The organism is Streptomyces sp. NBC_00316, assembly GCF_036158715.1.
Classification (GTDB): domain Bacteria; phylum Actinomycetota; class Actinomycetes; order Streptomycetales; family Streptomycetaceae; genus Streptomyces.
Genome location: NZ_CP108023.1, coordinates 5,486,878 through 5,502,983, shown reverse-complemented (window position 1 = coordinate 5,502,983; position 16,106 = coordinate 5,486,878). Strand labels below are relative to the sequence as shown.

The 16,106-nt window shown below is 69.4% G+C and carries 11 protein-coding genes; 4 read left to right on the top strand and 7 right to left on the bottom strand.

The features are described 5' to 3' along the window. Positions 1–156: 156 nt before the first annotated feature. Entirely contained in the window at positions 157–5,175 is a 5,019-nt protein-coding gene (locus OG878_RS24500; protein ID WP_328888760.1) for an NAD-glutamate dehydrogenase, read from the bottom strand. A gap of 384 nt (positions 5,176–5,559) precedes the next feature. Between OG878_RS24500 and OG878_RS24495 the strand changes: the two genes are divergently transcribed. Further along, positions 5,560–6,126 (top strand): DJ-1/PfpI family protein, encoded by a 567-nt coding sequence (locus tag OG878_RS24495; RefSeq protein ID WP_328888759.1) that lies wholly within the window; start codon positions 5,560–5,562, stop codon positions 6,124–6,126. Between the two features lie 41 nt (positions 6,127–6,167). Here the strand turns inward: OG878_RS24495 and OG878_RS24490 are convergent, their stop codons facing one another. Both OG878_RS24490 and OG878_RS24485 read right to left on the bottom strand, forming a co-directional pair. Continuing rightward, positions 6,168–6,839: an HAD family hydrolase gene (locus tag OG878_RS24490; protein WP_328888758.1), complete on the bottom strand. Its 672-nt coding sequence runs from the start codon at positions 6,837–6,839 to the stop codon at positions 6,168–6,170. 56 nt (positions 6,840–6,895) lie between these two features. Further along, on the bottom strand, positions 6,896–7,402 hold the full coding sequence (locus OG878_RS24485; protein WP_328888757.1) for a DUF6912 family protein: 507 nt from the start codon (positions 7,400–7,402) through the stop codon (positions 6,896–6,898). A 287-nt stretch (positions 7,403–7,689) separates the two neighbouring features. Between OG878_RS24485 and OG878_RS24480 the strand changes: the two genes are divergently transcribed. Beyond that, positions 7,690–8,163 carry an Rv3235 family protein gene (locus tag OG878_RS24480; RefSeq protein ID WP_328888756.1) on the top strand — a complete coding sequence of 158 codons (474 nt, stop codon included), beginning with the start codon at positions 7,690–7,692 and terminating at the stop codon, positions 8,161–8,163. 246 nt (positions 8,164–8,409) lie between these two features. Here the strand turns inward: OG878_RS24480 and secA are convergent, their stop codons facing one another. Then, entirely contained in the window at positions 8,410–11,235 is a 2,826-nt protein-coding gene (gene secA / locus OG878_RS24475) for a preprotein translocase subunit SecA (protein ID WP_328888755.1), read from the bottom strand. A 240-nt stretch (positions 11,236–11,475) separates the two neighbouring features. On the opposite strand from secA, the gene OG878_RS24470 reads away from it, so the two are divergent. Both OG878_RS24470 and OG878_RS24465 read left to right on the top strand, forming a co-directional pair. Next, a complete protein-coding gene (locus OG878_RS24470; RefSeq protein ID WP_328888754.1) occupies positions 11,476–12,120 on the top strand; it encodes a GNAT family N-acetyltransferase in 645 nt (214 codons plus the stop codon). 34 nt (positions 12,121–12,154) lie between these two features. Continuing rightward, a complete protein-coding gene (locus OG878_RS24465) occupies positions 12,155–13,330 on the top strand; it encodes a winged helix-turn-helix domain-containing protein (protein ID WP_328888753.1) in 1,176 nt (391 codons plus the stop codon). Positions 13,331–13,358: 28 nt separating this feature from the next. Here the strand turns inward: OG878_RS24465 and OG878_RS24460 are convergent, their stop codons facing one another. The 3 genes from OG878_RS24460 to OG878_RS24450 all read right to left on the bottom strand — a co-directional run bounded on the left by OG878_RS24460 (position 13,359) and on the right by OG878_RS24450 (position 16,043). Beyond that, positions 13,359–14,114: a response regulator transcription factor gene (locus tag OG878_RS24460; RefSeq protein WP_328888752.1), complete on the bottom strand. Its 756-nt coding sequence runs from the start codon at positions 14,112–14,114 to the stop codon at positions 13,359–13,361. A 182-nt stretch (positions 14,115–14,296) separates the two neighbouring features. Next, entirely contained in the window at positions 14,297–14,986 is a 690-nt protein-coding gene (hpf, locus tag OG878_RS24455) for a ribosome hibernation-promoting factor, HPF/YfiA family (RefSeq protein ID WP_328888751.1), read from the bottom strand. Positions 14,987–15,314: 328 nt separating this feature from the next. Beyond that, positions 15,315–16,043, bottom strand: coding sequence for a ComF family protein (locus tag OG878_RS24450; protein ID WP_328888750.1), 729 nt, complete (start codon positions 16,041–16,043; stop codon positions 15,315–15,317). Between the last annotated feature and the right edge of the window lie 63 nt (positions 16,044–16,106).

Below are 16,106 nucleotides of genomic sequence, written 5' to 3'. Positions count from 1 at the left end.
CCCGGCCCGCAACCGGGGCCCGTCCGGCGCCCGAGGACAGAACCCGGGCCCCACGGCCAGGAGCTGCATCGGGCCCGTCGCCTTCGGGGCCACGGGCGGGAACGAGAACGGGGCGGCCGCCGAACTCCACGGCAACCGCCCCGCCCCCACCGGTCCCTACGCGTGCGTACGCAGCAGCGTCCGCATCGTCCGCATGGCCACCGACAGATTCGCCAGGTCGAACGCGTCCGACCCCTGGATCTCCTCCAGCGTGGAGCGCGACCGCGTCAGGATCGCCGCGTTCTTCTCCTCCCACGCCGCGAACCGCTCCTCCGGCGTCGAGGTCCCGTTGCCCACGGACAGCACGTCCGCGGTGAGCGCCGCATGCGCGGCGTACAGGTCCTCACGGATGGACGCGCGGGCCATCGACTGCCAGCGGTCGCTCCGCGGCAGTTCGATGATCCGGTCCATCAGCTGCGTGACGCCGAGCCGGTCGGCGAGGTCGTAGTAGATCTCGGCAACGGCCAGCGGGTCCTTGCCGACGCGCTCCGCGATCGCCACGATGTCGAGCGCCGGGAAGGCCGACGAGAATCCGGCGACGCGCTGCGCCAGCTCGTCCGGAACGCCGGCCTCGCTCAGCTCGTCCAGGATCGACTGGTACCACTCCTGGTCGGCGCCCTTCAGCATCTTGGGCAGCTCGGCCCAGACCTGGTCGACACCGTCCTTGAAGAAGCCGATCGTGCCGGCGATCTCCAGCGGCTGCGGCCGGTTGCCGAGCAGCCAGCGCGAACCGCGCTCGACGAGCCGGCGCGAGTGCAGCCTGATCCGGGTCTGCACATCGGCGGCGACCTGGTTGTCGAGCGCCTCGACGGCGTCCCACACCTGGCCGAGGCCGAAGATCTCGCGGGCCGCGGCCTGGGCCCGCACGATCTCCTCGATCGACGCGCCGGTCTCTTCCCGCAGCCGGTGCAGGAAGGTCGAACCACCGGTGTTCACCGTGTCGTTGACCAGCACCGTCGTGATGATCTCGCGACGCAGCGCGTGTCCGTCGACCGCCCCGGGGAACTGCGCGCGCAGCTGCTCGGGGAAGTAGGCGTACAGCAGCTTCTGAAGGTACGGGTCGTCCGGCAGACTGGTCTTGATCAGCTCGTCGGACGTGGTGATCTTCGTGTAGGCCAGCAGCACGGCGAGCTCGGGCTGGGTGAGCCCCTTGCCGCTGTTCAGCAGCTCACGGATCTGCCGGTCGGTCGGCAGGAACTCCAGCGCCCGGTTGAGGTGCCCGTCGTTCTCGAGGCGGCGCATGAAGCGCTGCTGGGCGTGGAGCAGCGAGGAGGACTGGGCGACGGAGTTGGCGAGCGCGGTGTTCTGCGCGTAGTTGTTGCGCAGCACCAGACGCCCGATCTCGTCGGTCATGTCCGCGAGCAGCTTGTTGCGCTGCTTGACGGTCATGTCGCCGTCCCGGACCAGGCCGTTGAGCAGGATCTTGATGTTCACCTCGTGGTCGGAGGTGTCCACGCCGGCGCTGTTGTCGATCGCGTCGGTGTTGATCCGGCCGCCGCCCCGGGCGAACTCGATCCGGCCGAGCTGGGTCGCGCCGAGGTTGCCGCCCTCGCCGACGGCCTTGGCCCGCAGGTCCTCCCCGTTGACGCGGATCGCGTCGTTGGCCTTGTCGCCGACGTCCGCGTTCGACTCGGCCGACGACTTGATGTACGTGCCGATGCCGCCGTTCCATAGCAGGTCGACGCGGGCCTTGAGGATGGTCTTCATCAGCTCGGCGGGCGTCATCTTGGTGACACCCGACTCGATGCCGAGCGCCTCGCGGACGTGCGCGTTGACCGGGATCGACTTCGCGGTACGGGGGTGGATGCCGCCGCCCGCGGACAGCAGATCCTTGTTGTAGTCGGCCCAGGAGCTGCGCGGCAGGTCGAAGAGGCGGCGCCGCTCGGCGTACGAGGTGGCGGCGTCCGGGGTCGGGTCGATGAAGATGTGCCGGTGGTCGAAGGCGGCGACGAGCTGGATGTGCTCGGAGAGCAGCATGCCGTTGCCGAACACGTCACCGGACATGTCGCCGACGCCGACGACCGTGAAGTCCTCGGTCTGGGTGTCGTGGCCGAGCTCGCGGAAGTGCCGCTCGACGGACTCCCAGGCGCCGCGGGCGGTGATGCCCATGCCCTTGTGGTCGTATCCGGCGGAGCCGCCGGAGGCGAACGCGTCGCCGAGCCAGAAGCCGTATCCGACAGCGACCTCGTTGGCGATGTCGGAGAAGCTCGCGGTGCCCTTGTCGGCGGCGACGACGAGGTACGTGTCGTCCTCGTCGTGGCGGACGACGTCCACGGGCGGCACGACCTCGCCGGCCACCAGGTTGTCGGTGATGTCCAGCAGCGCCGAGATGAACGTCCGGTACGAGGCGATGCCCTCGGTCATCCAGGCGTCACGGTCGACGGCCGGGTCCGGCAGCTGCTTGGCGACGAAGCCGCCCTTGGCGCCGACCGGCACGATGACGGTGTTCTTCACCATCTGCGCCTTGACCAGGCCGAGGATCTCCGTACGGAAGTCCTCCCGCCGGTCCGACCAGCGCAGGCCACCGCGGGCGACCTTGCCGAAGCGCAGGTGGACACCCTCGACGCGCGGCGAGTACACCCAGATCTCGAACGCCGGGCGGGGCGCCGGAAGGTCCGGGATGGCCTGCGGGTCGAACTTCATCGAGACGTAGGAATGCGGCTTCCCGCTCGCCGCCTGCTGGAAGAAGTTCGTACGCAGGGTTGCCTTGATAACGGTCAGGAAGGACCGCAGGATCCGGTCCTCGTCGAGCGAGGCGACCTGGTCGAGCGCTCCGTCCAGCTCTTCGAGGAGACCGTCGATCAGCTCGGTGCCGGCGCTCTGCCGGCCCGGCGACATCCTGGCCTCGAAGAGGGAGATCAGCAGCCGTGTGGTGTGGACGTTGTTACGGAGGGTGTCCTCCATGTAGTCCTGGCTGAAGGTCGAACCGGCCTGCCGCATGTACTTCGCGTAGGCGCGCAGCACCATCGCCTGCCGCCAGCTCAGGCCCGCGCCGAGCACCAGGGAGTTGAAGCCGTCGTTCTCGGCCTCACCCGTCCACACGGTCGCGAACGCGTCCTGGAAGCGGTCCCGGGCGTCGTCGGCGAGGTAGGTGCCGCTGCCGTTGACCTGAGGCATTCGCAGACCGAAGTCGTAGATCCAGGCCAGCGTGCGGTCCGCGCAGCGCAGCTCGTACGGGCGCTCGTCGACGACCTCGACGCCGAGCCGCTGGAGCGCCGGGAGGACGGCCGAGAGGGAGACCTGCTCGCCGGTCCGGTAGATCTTGAAGCGTCGCTCGCCGGGGCCGGCACCGACCGGCTCGTACAGGCTGAGCGCGAAGTCCTTCTCGTCCCGCTTGAGCGCTTCGAGGTGGACCAGGTCGGCGACGGCGGAACGCGGCGAGTGGTCGGCCTTGTAGCCCTCGGGGAACGAGTGACCGTACTGGCGCAGCAGCTCCGCGGCCCGCTCCTCGCCGCACTCGGCGTTCAGCGCCTCCTGGAAGCCGTCGGCCCAGGAGCGGGCGGCCTCGACGAGACGGGCCTCGATGCGCTCCACCTCGGCGCCGGTGAGGTCGGGCAGCTCGGTGCCGGGCGCGACCCGGACGACGAAGTGCAGCCGGGACAGGATCGACTCGGTGTTCCAGGCGGTGAAGTCGACGCTGGTGCCGCCGAGCTCCTCCTTGAGGATGTCGATCAGCCGGAGTCGGACACCGGTGGTGTAGCGGTCGCGCGGCAGGTAGACGATCGCGGAGTAGTAGCGCCCGTACTCGTCCTGGCGCAGGTACAGCCGCAGCCGGCGCCGCTCCTGGAGGTAGAGCACCGAGGTGACGATGGAGCGCAGCTGATCGACGGGCGTCTGGAAGAGCTCGTCGCGCGGGTACGTCTCGAGGATCTGCAGCAGGTCCCGGCCGTCGTGGCTGTTGGGCGAGAAGCCCGCGCCCTCCAGCACCTCGGCGACCTTGCGGCGGATGACGGGCACCCGGCGCACGGACTCGGTGTACGCGGCGGACGAGAACAGCCCGAGGAAGCGGCGCTCACCGATGACGTTGCCGTCGGCGTCGAACTTCTTCACCCCGACGTAGTCGAGGTAGCTGGGGCGGTGCACGGTCGACCGGCTGTTCGCCTTGGTGAGGATGAGCAGCTTGCGCTCACGGGCCTTGGCGCGGGCGTCGGCCGGCAGCCGGTCGAAGGACGGGCTGACCGGGTGCGCCTCGTCCTCGCTGTGGTGCGGGTCGGAGCGCAGGATGCCGAGGCCGGTGCCGGGGACGGCGGCCAGTGCGTCGGTCTCCCTCAGCTCGTACTCGCGGTAGCCGAGGAAGGTGAAGTGGTCGGCGGCGAGCCAGCGCAGCAGCTCCCGCGCCTCGTTCACCTCTTCGTCGGCGAGGGCGTCGAGCGGCTCACCGGGCAGGTCGTCGGCGATGCGCAGCGCGGCCTCGCGCATCTTGTCCCAGTCCTCGACGGTCTCCCGTACGTCGGACAGCACCCGGAGCAGGTTCTCGGCGATCGTCTTGAGGTCGGCGCGGTCGGTCTCGCGGTCGATCTCGACGTGGATCCACGACTCGATCAGCGCGTCGTGCGGCAGCGGGGCCTTGGCCGCGTCGGCACCCTTGCGGACCGCGCCCACCGAGAGGCCGTTGCCCTCGGCGAGTACCTCGATGAGCTTGCCGGTGACATCGCGGCGGACGACGACCTGCGGGTGGATCACGAGATGGATGCCGCGGCCCTGCCGGGACAGCTCATTGGTGACGGAGTCCACCAGGAACGGCATGTCGTCCGTGACGACCTCGACGACCGAGTGACTGGACGTCCAGCCGTTCTCCTCGACCGTCGGCGTGTGCACCCGTACGTTCGCGGTGCCCTGCGGCCGGTTCTCCGCAAGGCGGTAGTGGGAGGAAGCGGCACCGAAGACGTCGACCGGGTCGCGACCGACGAGGTCCTCCGGAGCGGTGTGCAGGTAGTAGCGCTGGAGGTACGAGAGAAGCACGTCCTGGCCGGAACGCTCGTCCTGGCCTGCCCCCGTGCTGCCGGCCCCGGCGCCCGCAACGTGCACCCGGGTGCTACCGCCCGGGCCGCCGACCCCACCGCCCGGGTTGTTGTCAGCTACCTTGGCGGCCCGTGCGAGCAGCTCGGCCTTGGCTTCGTCCAGCTTGGTCTGCATGTCCTCTGGCTCCTGTCGCGCGCCGTTGCGTGACGTAGGTGAAAAAGGCGACGTACCGCCACGACACGGGGTTTCCGGTCTGGGACGACGCTATGCCGCTATGAGAGATGCCCGGGACCTTATCGGCCATTTTTGGCAGCGGGTCCGGGGCGAGGGGATCAGTCATGGCCCGGGCGCGTTGGCAGTCCGGGCGCAGGCCGGGGGCTTCGCTGCCCCCGAGGCGTATCGCGCTGATCACGGGGTCCAGGCTATCTCCCCGACACCCGGAACCGTCATGAGCCGTATGTGTACAAAAGAAGGCCCCGAACTTTGACACTCTGGACAGCGCGCAACGGACAGATGCAGGCTTACCGGAGACGTCCGCGCGAGGGGAGCCCCGCAGCAATGGCACCGAAAATCCTGATTGTCACCGGCGACGCCGCCGAGTCCCTGGAAGTCCTCTACCCGTACCAGCGGCTGCGCGAGGAGGGGTACGACGTCCACATCGCGGCCCCCGCCCGCAAGACGCTCCGCTTCGTGGTCCACGACTTCGAGCCCGGCTTCGACACGTACACCGAGAAGCCCGGCTACACCTGGCCGGCCGACCTGGCGTTCTCCGAGGTGGACCCCGGCGACTACGTCGCCCTGGTCATCCCCGGCGGACGGGCCCCCGAATATCTGCGCAACGACGCCGAGCTCCGCAAACTCCTCAAGGCCTTCTTCGAGACGGACAGGCCGGTGGCCCAGATCTGCCACGGCCCCCTGCTGACGGCGGCGATCGGCGAACTGGGCGGCCGCCGCGTCACGGCCTATCCCGCACTGGAACTCGACATGCAGGCCGCGGGTGCCACCTTCGAGGATCACGAAGCAGTGGTCGACGGCACCCTGGTCTCGTCCCGCGCATGGCCGGACCACTCGGCCTGGATGCGCGAATTCCTGAAGATCCTGCGCACCGCGGCCCCGGTGAGCTGAGGACGGGGCAGCCCTTGGGCCTGTCCCGCCCCTGCCACCCCTCAGCCGGCCATCTGCTCGGCGAGCGCCACGGCCTCGACCAGACTGTCCACCACCGGCACCCCGGCCGCCTCCAGGCTCACCCGGCTGTGCGACCCGCCGGTGTAGAGCACCGCTGCCGCACCGACATGTGCCGCGGCCACCGCGTCGTCCACCGCGTCACCGATGATCACCATGTGCTCCGGCGCTATCCCGTCCAGCGCGGCGAGGTGCCGCTCCATGTGCTGCGCCTTGCTGCCGCCGGACGGCCCGGTGCGCCCGTCGACCCGGGTGAAGTGCTGCTCGATGCCGTACCCCCGCACCACCGGAACCAGCTGGTCGTGGCCGTACATGCTCAGCAGTGACTGGCTGCGGCCCGCCAGCCGCCACTGCGCCAGCAGCTCCTCGGCCCCCTCGGTGAGCCCGCAGGCGACCCGCTGCTCGGTGTAGTACCGGTGGAAGATCCCGTCCATCCGCTCCCACTCGGCGTCGGTGGGCAGCCGGCCCATCAGCCGCTCGTAGAAGCGGGGGATCGGGACGCAGTACATCTCGCGGTACTGCTCGATCGTGATCGGCTCCAGACCGACCTCGGCGAACGCAGCATTCGTCGCGCCGACGACCGCGGCGTTGTCGTCGAGCAGTGTGCCGTTCCAGTCCCAGACCAGATGCATGCGGTGCTTCCCCTTCGTCCCCATGCAGAGAAAATACCCGCCGGGCAGGACAACGGGCGCATGGCCCGGGTCTGCGCTCGTCAGCCGATCAGGTTGGGGATCTCCTGCACGCCGAACCAGAGCAGCTCATGGTCCTCGGCACCGTCCACGGTGAACTGCGCGTCGTCGTCCCCGAGATCCGCCGCCCCGAGCACGGCCGCGGCCGCCGCCACGTCCTTCTCCGCGTCCTCCGCGTCGACGTGCACCGCGGCCGCCTTCACCAGCGGCACCGTGGAAGCAATGCGCACCTCGCCCAGCGACGACGGGTCCAGGCTGTGGTCGGGGTCTGCGACGGCTTGCCCGTCCGGTACGTCGACGGCCACGACGACCCGCCTGCGCACCGCGCCGGGGTCCCCGGCGATCAGGCGCAGCGAGGCGGACGCGGCCCGGTTGAGCGCCGCGTACTCCAGTTCCTCGATGTCGTCGGAGACGTACCACTCGCGCAGCGCGGGCGTCACCGCGTACGCGGTCAGCGGACCGGGGCCGACTTCGCCCGCCCGGTGCGCCGCTGCGAGACCGGAGAGGGTCAGGGGGACGTACACGCGCATGGCTGGCCGCTTTCGTAGTCGGAGACGCCCTCAGGATACGTGCGGCGTCCCCCTTCGGGGTTACGGGTACGACGCCCGGCCCGTCCACCCGGCAGCCGTCCGTCACCCTCTCCACGCCTTCCCCGAGCCCGTGCCGCAACGCGTCCGTCACCCGGATAGGTGAACTTCCCGCACCACGTCGGGCGGCCCGTCGGCGCTTGCAGGCACGTCCACCGCCGCCGTAGAAGATCCCCAACAGAAGTTACCGCCCGGTATACGTCCGGGCTCGATCACGGGGGCGATCAACGATGAGCATGAACAGGACCCGGCCCGCCGGACGCCACGACCAGCACAGGCCGGACGCCGTACCACCGCAGCGCCGCCGGACACCGCAGCGGATGCTGCGGCCCCACCACTGGTTCGCGGAGCGTCTGCTCGCGGTCCTCAGCGGGCAGCGCCCGGTGCACTGGATGCTCGGCCACACGATCGGCGAGGCGTACGACCAGCTCGCCGAACTGGCCCCGGCCACCCCTCTGAGGGCCCGTGGCGCCCGCCCGGTGGTACGCCAGTGCCACGGCGCGCAGCCGGCCCCGGGCGTGGTGGAGGCCTGCGCGAGCATCGCGGCGGGCGAGCAGGTGCGGGCGATGGCCTTCCGCCTGGAACAGGGCCCCGACCTCCGCTGGCGCTGCGCCGCAGTGGAACTGGGCATCCCCACCCCGCCCCGCACGACCCCGCCCACCGGATCGAACCGGTCCGTCGCCCCGGGCCGGTCCGGCGATTGACGACAGGACACCGCCCTCCACCACCCGCGGCAGCCCCGCAGGGGCCGTCGGAGTCAGGCCGTGCGAGGGCCCCCACGTCTTGAGGCCTGCAGGGGAGATCGGGGACAGCGCCCACCGGGCGCTCCGGCACCGACCTCACCCCGTACAGACGCGGCTGGGGCCGGGCACCCTCGGTGCCCGGCCCCAGCCGCACTGCAACACGGATCCACGTCCGGACGTTCCTCAGGCGCAGACCACTGACCGCATCTACTTCTTGCGGCGGCGGCCGCCGCCCCCGCTCTTCTGCGCCCTGCGCCGCTCCGCCCGGGTGAGCCCGTCCGACTCCGACGCCACTCCACCGTCACCGTTGGAGAAGTCGCCCTCGACGACGCCACCCTCCCCGTCCACGGTGGGAGCGGAGAAGTGCAGACGGTCGGGACGCTGCGGAGCGTCCAGCCCCTTGGCCCGGATCTCCGGACGCGCCCCGGCCGGCACCGCGGCGTCCTCCTTGGACAGCGACGTCCGCTCGGCCGCGTCCTGCACCGGAACCTCTTCGACCTGCTGCTCGACCTGGACCTCCAGGTTGAACAGGTAGCCGACGGACTCCTCCTTGATGCCCTCCATCATGGCGTTGAACATGTCGAAGCCCTCGCGCTGGTACTCGACCAGCGGGTCCTTCTGCGCCATGGCCCGCAGGCCGATGCCCTCCTGGAGGTAGTCCATCTCGTAGAGGTGCTCACGCCACTTGCGGTCCAGGACGGACAGCACCACACGCCGCTCCAGCTCACGCATGATGTCCGAGCCGAGCTGCTTCTCGCGCTCGTCGTACTGCTCGTGGATGTCGTCCTTGATGGACTCACCGATGAACTCGGCGGTGATGCCCGCACGGTCCCCGGCCGCGTCCTCCAGCTCGTCGACGGTGACCTTCACCGGGTAGAGCTGCTTGAACGCACCCCACAGTCGGTCGAGGTCCCACTCCTCGGCGAAGCCCTCGGAGGTCTCCTGCCGGATGTAGTCGTCGATGGTGTCGTCCATGAAGTGGCGGATCTGCTCCTGCAGGTCCTCACCCTCCAGGACACGACGGCGCTCGCCGTAGATGACCTCGCGCTGCCGGTTGAGCACCTCGTCGTACTTCAGGACGTTCTTGCGCGTCTCGAAGTTCTGCTGCTCGACCTGCGACTGCGCGGAGGCGATCGCCCGCGTCACCATCTTGTTCTCGATCGGCACATCGTCCGGCACGTTCGCCATCGACATGACGCGCTCGACCATCTGCGCCTTGAACAGCCGCATCAGGTCGTCGCCGAGCGACAGGTAGAAGCGGGACTCGCCCGGGTCGCCCTGACGGCCGGAACGACCGCGCAGCTGGTTGTCGATGCGCCGCGACTCGTGCCGTTCGGTACCGAGCACGTACAGCCCGCCGAGGTCCTTGACCTCTTCGAACTCCGCCTTCACGGCCTGTTCGGCCTTCGCCAGCGCGGCGGGCAGCGCGGCCGCCCACTCCTCGACGTGCTCGACCGGGTCGAGACCGCGCTGGCGCAGCTCCGCCTCGGCGAGGTCGTCGGGGTTGCCGCCGAGCTTGATGTCCGTACCGCGACCGGCCATGTTCGTCGCGACCGTGACCGCGCCCTTGCGGCCGGCCTGGGCGACGATCGTCGCCTCACGGTCGTGCTGCTTGGCGTTGAGGACCTCGTGCTGGACACCGCGCTTGGAGAGCTGCTGCGAGAGGTACTCGGACTTCTCGACCGAGGTGGTGCCGACCAGGATCGGCTGGCCCTTCTCGTGCTTCTCGGCGATGTCGTCGACGACCGCGGCGAACTTCGCGACCTCGGTGCGGTAGATCAGGTCGGACTGGTCGACGCGGACCATCGGCCGGTTCGTCGGGATCGGCACGACGCCCAGCTTGTAGATCTGGTGGAACTCGGCGGCCTCGGTCATCGCCGTACCGGTCATGCCGGACAGCTTGCTGTAGAGGCGGAAGAAGTTCTGCAGGGTGATCGTGGCAAGGGTCTGGTTCTCGTCCTTGATGTCCACCCCTTCCTTCGCCTCGATGGCCTGGTGCATGCCCTCGTTGTAGCGGCGGCCGGCGAGGATACGGCCGGTGTGCTCGTCGACGATCATGACTTCGCCGTCGATGACGACGTAGTCCTTGTCCTTCTTGAAGAGTTCCTTGGCCTTGATGGCGTTGTTGAGGTACCCGACGAGAGGCGTGTTCACCGACTCGTAGAGGTTCTCGATGCCGAGCCAGTCCTCCACCTTCGCGACACCGGGCTCATGGATGGCCACGGTCCGCTTCTTCTCGTCGACCTCGTAGTCGCCGGTCTCCTCGATGCCCTTGAGCGGGTTGCCCGCCTCGCCCTTGGTCAGGCGGGTGACCAGCTTGGCGAAGTCGCCGTACCACTTGGTGGCCTGGTCGGCCGGGCCGGAAATGATCAGCGGCGTACGGGCCTCGTCGACGAGGATCGAGTCGACCTCGTCGACCACGGCGAAGTTGTGGCCGCGCTGGACGAGCTCGTCCGCGGACCACGCCATGTTGTCGCGGAGGTAGTCGAAGCCGAACTCGTTGTTCGTGCCGTACGTGATGTCGCAGGCGTACTGCTCACGGCGCTGGGCCGGCGTCATGTTCGCGAGGATGCAGCCGACGGTCAGGCCCAGGAACTTGTGAACCCGGCCCATCATCTCGGAGTCGCGCTCGGCCAGATAGTCGTTGACCGTGATCAGGTGCACGCCCTTGCCCGAGAGCGCGTTGAGATACGCGGGCAGGGTGCCGACGAGGGTCTTGCCCTCACCGGTCTTCATCTCGGCCACATAGCCGAGGTGCAGAGCCGCACCGCCCATCATCTGGACGTCGTAGTGGCGCTGTCCGAGGACACGCTTCGCGGCTTCTCGGACCGTTGCGAATGCCTCGGGGAGCAGGTCATCCAGGCTCTCGCCGTCCGCGTACCGTTCCTTGTACTCGTCGGTGAGCGCCCGCAGCTCGGCGTCGGAGAGGTTGACGAAGTCCTCTTCGATGGAGCTGACCTGGTCCGCGATGCGGTGCAGTTTGCGCAGGATCTTGCCTTCGCCTGCACGCATGAGCTTGTTGAAGACGGACACTGAGGCTGGTCTCCTTGCCGGTCGGGCCTGGCACTGGGTCGTGTTATGGACGCTGGCGCGGGCACGGCAGGTGGGCCCCACCGCAACGGTCATCGTAAGCGAGGACCCCGCCGCGCCGGGAGGGCTGCCACCGCGTTGCCCCCGCCGTGCCCTGCAGAGTCAACGGCCGAAGGGCTCCGAAGGTGCCGGAAACCCCGAAAAGTGTTCGCATCGCCGTCGGCGCCTCACCAGAATCCGTACATGGAACCGATCACTCTCACCACCGAGCGTCTGCTGCTGCGGCCCTTTCGCGAGGGCGACGCGGACGAGGTGTACGCCGCCTGTCAGGACCCGGACATCCAACGCTGGACGGTCGTCCCGTCCCCGTACACCCATGCCGACGCGGAACTCTTCACCCGGAAGCTGTGCCCCGGCGGCTGGCAGGACGACTCGATGTACAACTTCGCGGTCGTCCGGCGCGAGGACGGAGCCGTCACAGGCGCGCTCGGCATCAACCGCCGCAACCTGCCGGGCACGTACGAGGTGGGGTTCTGGACCGCGAAGGAACACCGCGGTCTCGGCTACATGACGGAGGCGGTGCTGGCCGCGGCCCACTGGACCTTCACCTCGCTCGGGGCGGACAGACTGGAGTGGCGGGCCGAGGCAGGCAACGAACCCTCCCGGGCCGTGGCGCTGCGGGCGGGCTTCCACATGGAGGGCGACCAGCGGTCGGGGCTGCTGAACAAGGGGGTGCGACGGGACACCTGGATCGGCGCACTGCTCCCGTCCGACCTGGGCCTGCCGGGCGCCCATCCGTATCTCCCGGCCGCGGCACCGTCCGCCCCCGCGACCGGCGCGTCCACCGGTCTCCCCCCGGGGCTCCGGGGGACGTCCACCGCTCCGTGAACGGTTGTCGGTGCCGCGCTCTAGGGTGCAGGACATGACACCAGTACCGCCCCCCGCCGCCGAACTCTCCGCCGATCAGGCCCGCCGGATCGCTCTGCGCGCCCAGGGCTTCCTCGGCGCGCCGGACCGCCGGGCCGGGGTGCCAGGCGTGCTGCGGCATCTCGGCGCCGTACAGCTCGACACGATCTCGGTACTGGCCCGCTCGCACGAACTGATTCCGTACGCGCGCCTCGGCGCCGTCGGCCGGCGCACGGTCGAGGACGCCTACTGGTCGGCGGGCCGCAGTTTCGAGTACTGGTCGCATGCGGCGTGCATCCTGCCGGTCGAGGAGTGGCCTCACTTCGCGTTCCGCCGCCGCGCCTACCGCTCGCGCCCGCACTGGCACCACGACCTGCCGGACGGGGCCTACGACGCGGTGATCAAGCAGCTGCGCGCCGAGGGCCCGCTTACGGCGACGGAGCTGGGCGGCGCGAAGAACGGTGGGGAGTGGTGGGACTGGTCGGCGTCGAAGGTCGCCGTCGAGCGGGCCCTGATGTACGGCGAGGTGGTGTGCACGGAGCGGCGCAGCTGGAAGCGGGTGTACGACCTCGCGGAGCGCGCCCTGCCCGACGCCGTGCTGCACGACGACCTGGACGACACCGAGTGTCTGCGCCGGCTGGTCGCACTCGCGGGACAGTCCCTGGGGGTCGGCACCCGCGCGGACATCGCGGACTACCACCGGCTGAAGGGCGAGCAGTTCGACGCGGTGGTGGCGGACTCAGGTCTGGTGCCGGTGACGGTGGAGGGCTGGGCCAAGCCGGCCTGGGCCGACCCGGCGGCGCTGGCCTCGGAACCGCGCGGACGGCACCGTACGACGCTGCTGTCGCCGTTCGACTCGCTGATCTGGGAGCGGGCGCGGACGGAGCGGATCTTCGGCTTCACGCACCGCCTGGAGGCGTACGTCCCCAAGCCGAAGCGGATCCACGGCTATTTCGCGATGCCGCTGCTGGCGGGCGGCAAGCTGCAGGGCCGGGTCGACCCGGCGCGCGAGGGCACCACGCTGGTCGCGCGGCAGGTGTCCCTGGCGGGCCGCAAGGCCGTGGCGCCGATGGCCGAGGCCCTGGTGGAGGCGGCGTCCTGGGTCGGCTGTACGGACGTACGACTGGAACGGGTCGACGCACCGGAGCTGCGCGAGCCGCTCACCCGGGAAATCGCCCGAGCGCTCCGTTGACCATGCCCTCTCTTTACCTGCCGTGTCCCTACCTGATCTCGAGGATCTTCTCCCGCATGGCATAGACCACCGCTTCCATCCGGGAGTGCAACTGCAGCTTCTCCAGAATGTTGCGGACGTGGTTCTTCACGGTGTTCTCGGAAATGAACAGTTCCTTCGCGATATCGCGATTGTTCATGCCTGTGGCAACCAGTTTGAGGACTTCCAGCTCCCGGTCGGTGAGCCGCGGTGCCGGCACCAGTCGGCGCTCGTCGGTCCGCTGGATCATCGACTTGAACTCGGTGAGCAATTTGGATGCCATGGACGGGCTGATCTGGGACTGCCCGTCGGCAACCGCGCGAATCGCCGTGGCCACCTCGTCCGTGGAGATCTCCTTGAGGAGATAGCCGGTGGCGCCCGCCTTGATCGCGTCGTAGAGGTCGGCCTCCTCGTCGCTGATCGTCAGCATGATGATCTTCGCGCTGGGGGCCACCTCCTTGATGGACGTGCAGGCCTCGATGCCGCCCCGCTTGGGCATGCGCACATCCATCAGCACGATGTCGGGCAGCAGGTCGGCCGCCTTGTCGACCGCCTCGGCCCCGTCACCCGCCTCGCCGACGACCTGGATGTCCTCCTCCTGGGCGAGGACGATCTCCAGGCCTCTGCGGAAGAGTGCGTGGTCGTCCACCACCAGAACGCGGATCGGCTCCTTGCGGGAACCACTGTCCGCGTCCGCGCCGGTATCGGCACCGGCCGCGTCGTCTCCGTTGCTCGCACCGCATACGGGCCCGAAGGTGTCCGCCATCGTTCCTCCCCCTGAAGGCCATGGCCTGAAGTTCGCAAACTCTCCGCCAACGGCATTTCACAGAGCACCGATTGGCTTGGGACGCCATGCTTTCATGCCCGGACGTCGCAGCGGTGGTCCTGTCGTCGCACGATGGTGCCCCTGGCGCGAATTACACCCCAGGGGCACCACCGTGCGTGGCGTCAGCCGCCGAGCGCGCCGCCCGCGCCACCCGCCTCGTCAGCGGCCAGCGGGTCGGTCCTCAGATGAATGACACCGTAGTCGTAGGCGTGCCGCCGGTAGACGACACTGGGTTCCTTCGTCTCGGAGTCGACGAACAGATAGAAGTCGTGCCCGACCAGCTCCATCTCGTAGAGCGCCTGGTCGAGCGTCATCGGTGCCGCGACGTGCGTCTTCTCGCGCATCACCAGCGGCCCTTCGCCCTGTACCTCGAGCGAGCCGATCCTGGTGGTGGGTACGGACGGGCCGGTGCCTTCGCCGGTCAGGGCGCCTTCGCTGTTGAAGGCCGCCGTGCCCGGTACGGTCTCGGCGACTTCGGCGGCGGGAATCCTGCCGTTGCCACGGCGGCTGTAGCGCTTGTCGTGCTGCTTGCGCAGCCGCGCCTCCAGCTTGCCGGTGGCCAGGTCCAGCGCTGCGTACGGATCACCTGCGGCTGCTTCGGCGCGGATGACCGGTCCACGCGAGCGGAGCGTGATCTCCACCCGGTCGGAACGGTCTGCCTGACGGGGGTTTGGCTCCTTGGACACCTCGACGTCGAGGCTGATCACCTTGCCGTCGAACTTCTGGATCTTGTCCAGCTTCAGCTTTTCGGCCACGTGCTTGCGGAACCGCTCGGGCACCTCGGTCTTGCGGCCCTTGACGACGATGTCCACGCAGAACTCCGTTCCCGGATCGCTCCGCTCAGCGGCGGAGCATCTCCCTTTTGCACCAGGCCCCGGTTGTGGTCGCCGGAGCCGCGGACTCGGTGACTTCCACCTCCTCCTCCCCCGTTGGGGAGGACTCCACCCCACCGACTCTTTCTGAACGTCTGGACTACCGGTGAGTTACCTGCCCGAAACCTGGTGGTGCACTCGTCGAGGTGTGGCATTCACCATTCCTCACAACCGAACATAGCCTGCTCGGCCTGCTGTCGGCACCCGCTACTCGCACGTACCTCCGTTCAGGGTCTTTTACCTACTCACTACCTGCAATGATGCAAGTTCACCAGCAGTTCCGGTTTATTTCGAAGGCGGACGGGGACGCTGCCACGACGGCCGCCTGCCCCGCTCCGGAAAGCGCTCCTCCGCGCCCGCCCGCGGCATCGACCGCCCGTGCCGCCTCGGTCAACGTCGCCCCGGTCGTCAGGAGATCGTCCACAAGCACTACCCGTTCGGCCGCAAGCAGCCGCTCACCGCCGGCCACCACCTCCAGTGCGCCCGCCAGATTCGCCTGACGCTGCCGGGCGCCGAGTCCCGACTGATCGGCCACCGGGCGCCGTTGCCGCAGCACCGTGCCCACCCGGGCCGGCATCCCGCCGCGCCGCAGCTCCCCCGCCGCGGCCAGCGCGATCCGGCGCGCCGGATCATGCCCGCGCGCGGCCACCGCCCGACGCGAGGAAGGCACGGGTACGAGCAGCAGGGGTCCAGGGCTGCCCATCCGCCCCGTCCCGGCCCGTACGGCACCTGCCAGCGCCCTGCCGAGCACTCGGGAGAGGGGAAGTGCGCCACGCTCCTTGTGTGCCAGGAGCACCGCCCGTACCGCGTTCTCGTACGCGGCGGCCGCATGCACCACCGGTAGTCCGGCCGGCTCCGGCGTGGGTCTCACCCGCCGCGGCAACGCGCCGCACAGTGCCGCCCGGCAGTCCTCGCACAGCTCCGTCCGCGGCCTGCCGCAGCCACCACAGGCCACCGGCAGTACCAGTCCGGCAATCTCCCGCCACCACCCCCGCATACCTCCACTGTGCCCCCGGCCCACGAACCCGGCCACCCCTGTGGAAAACGCATGCGCCCTCGC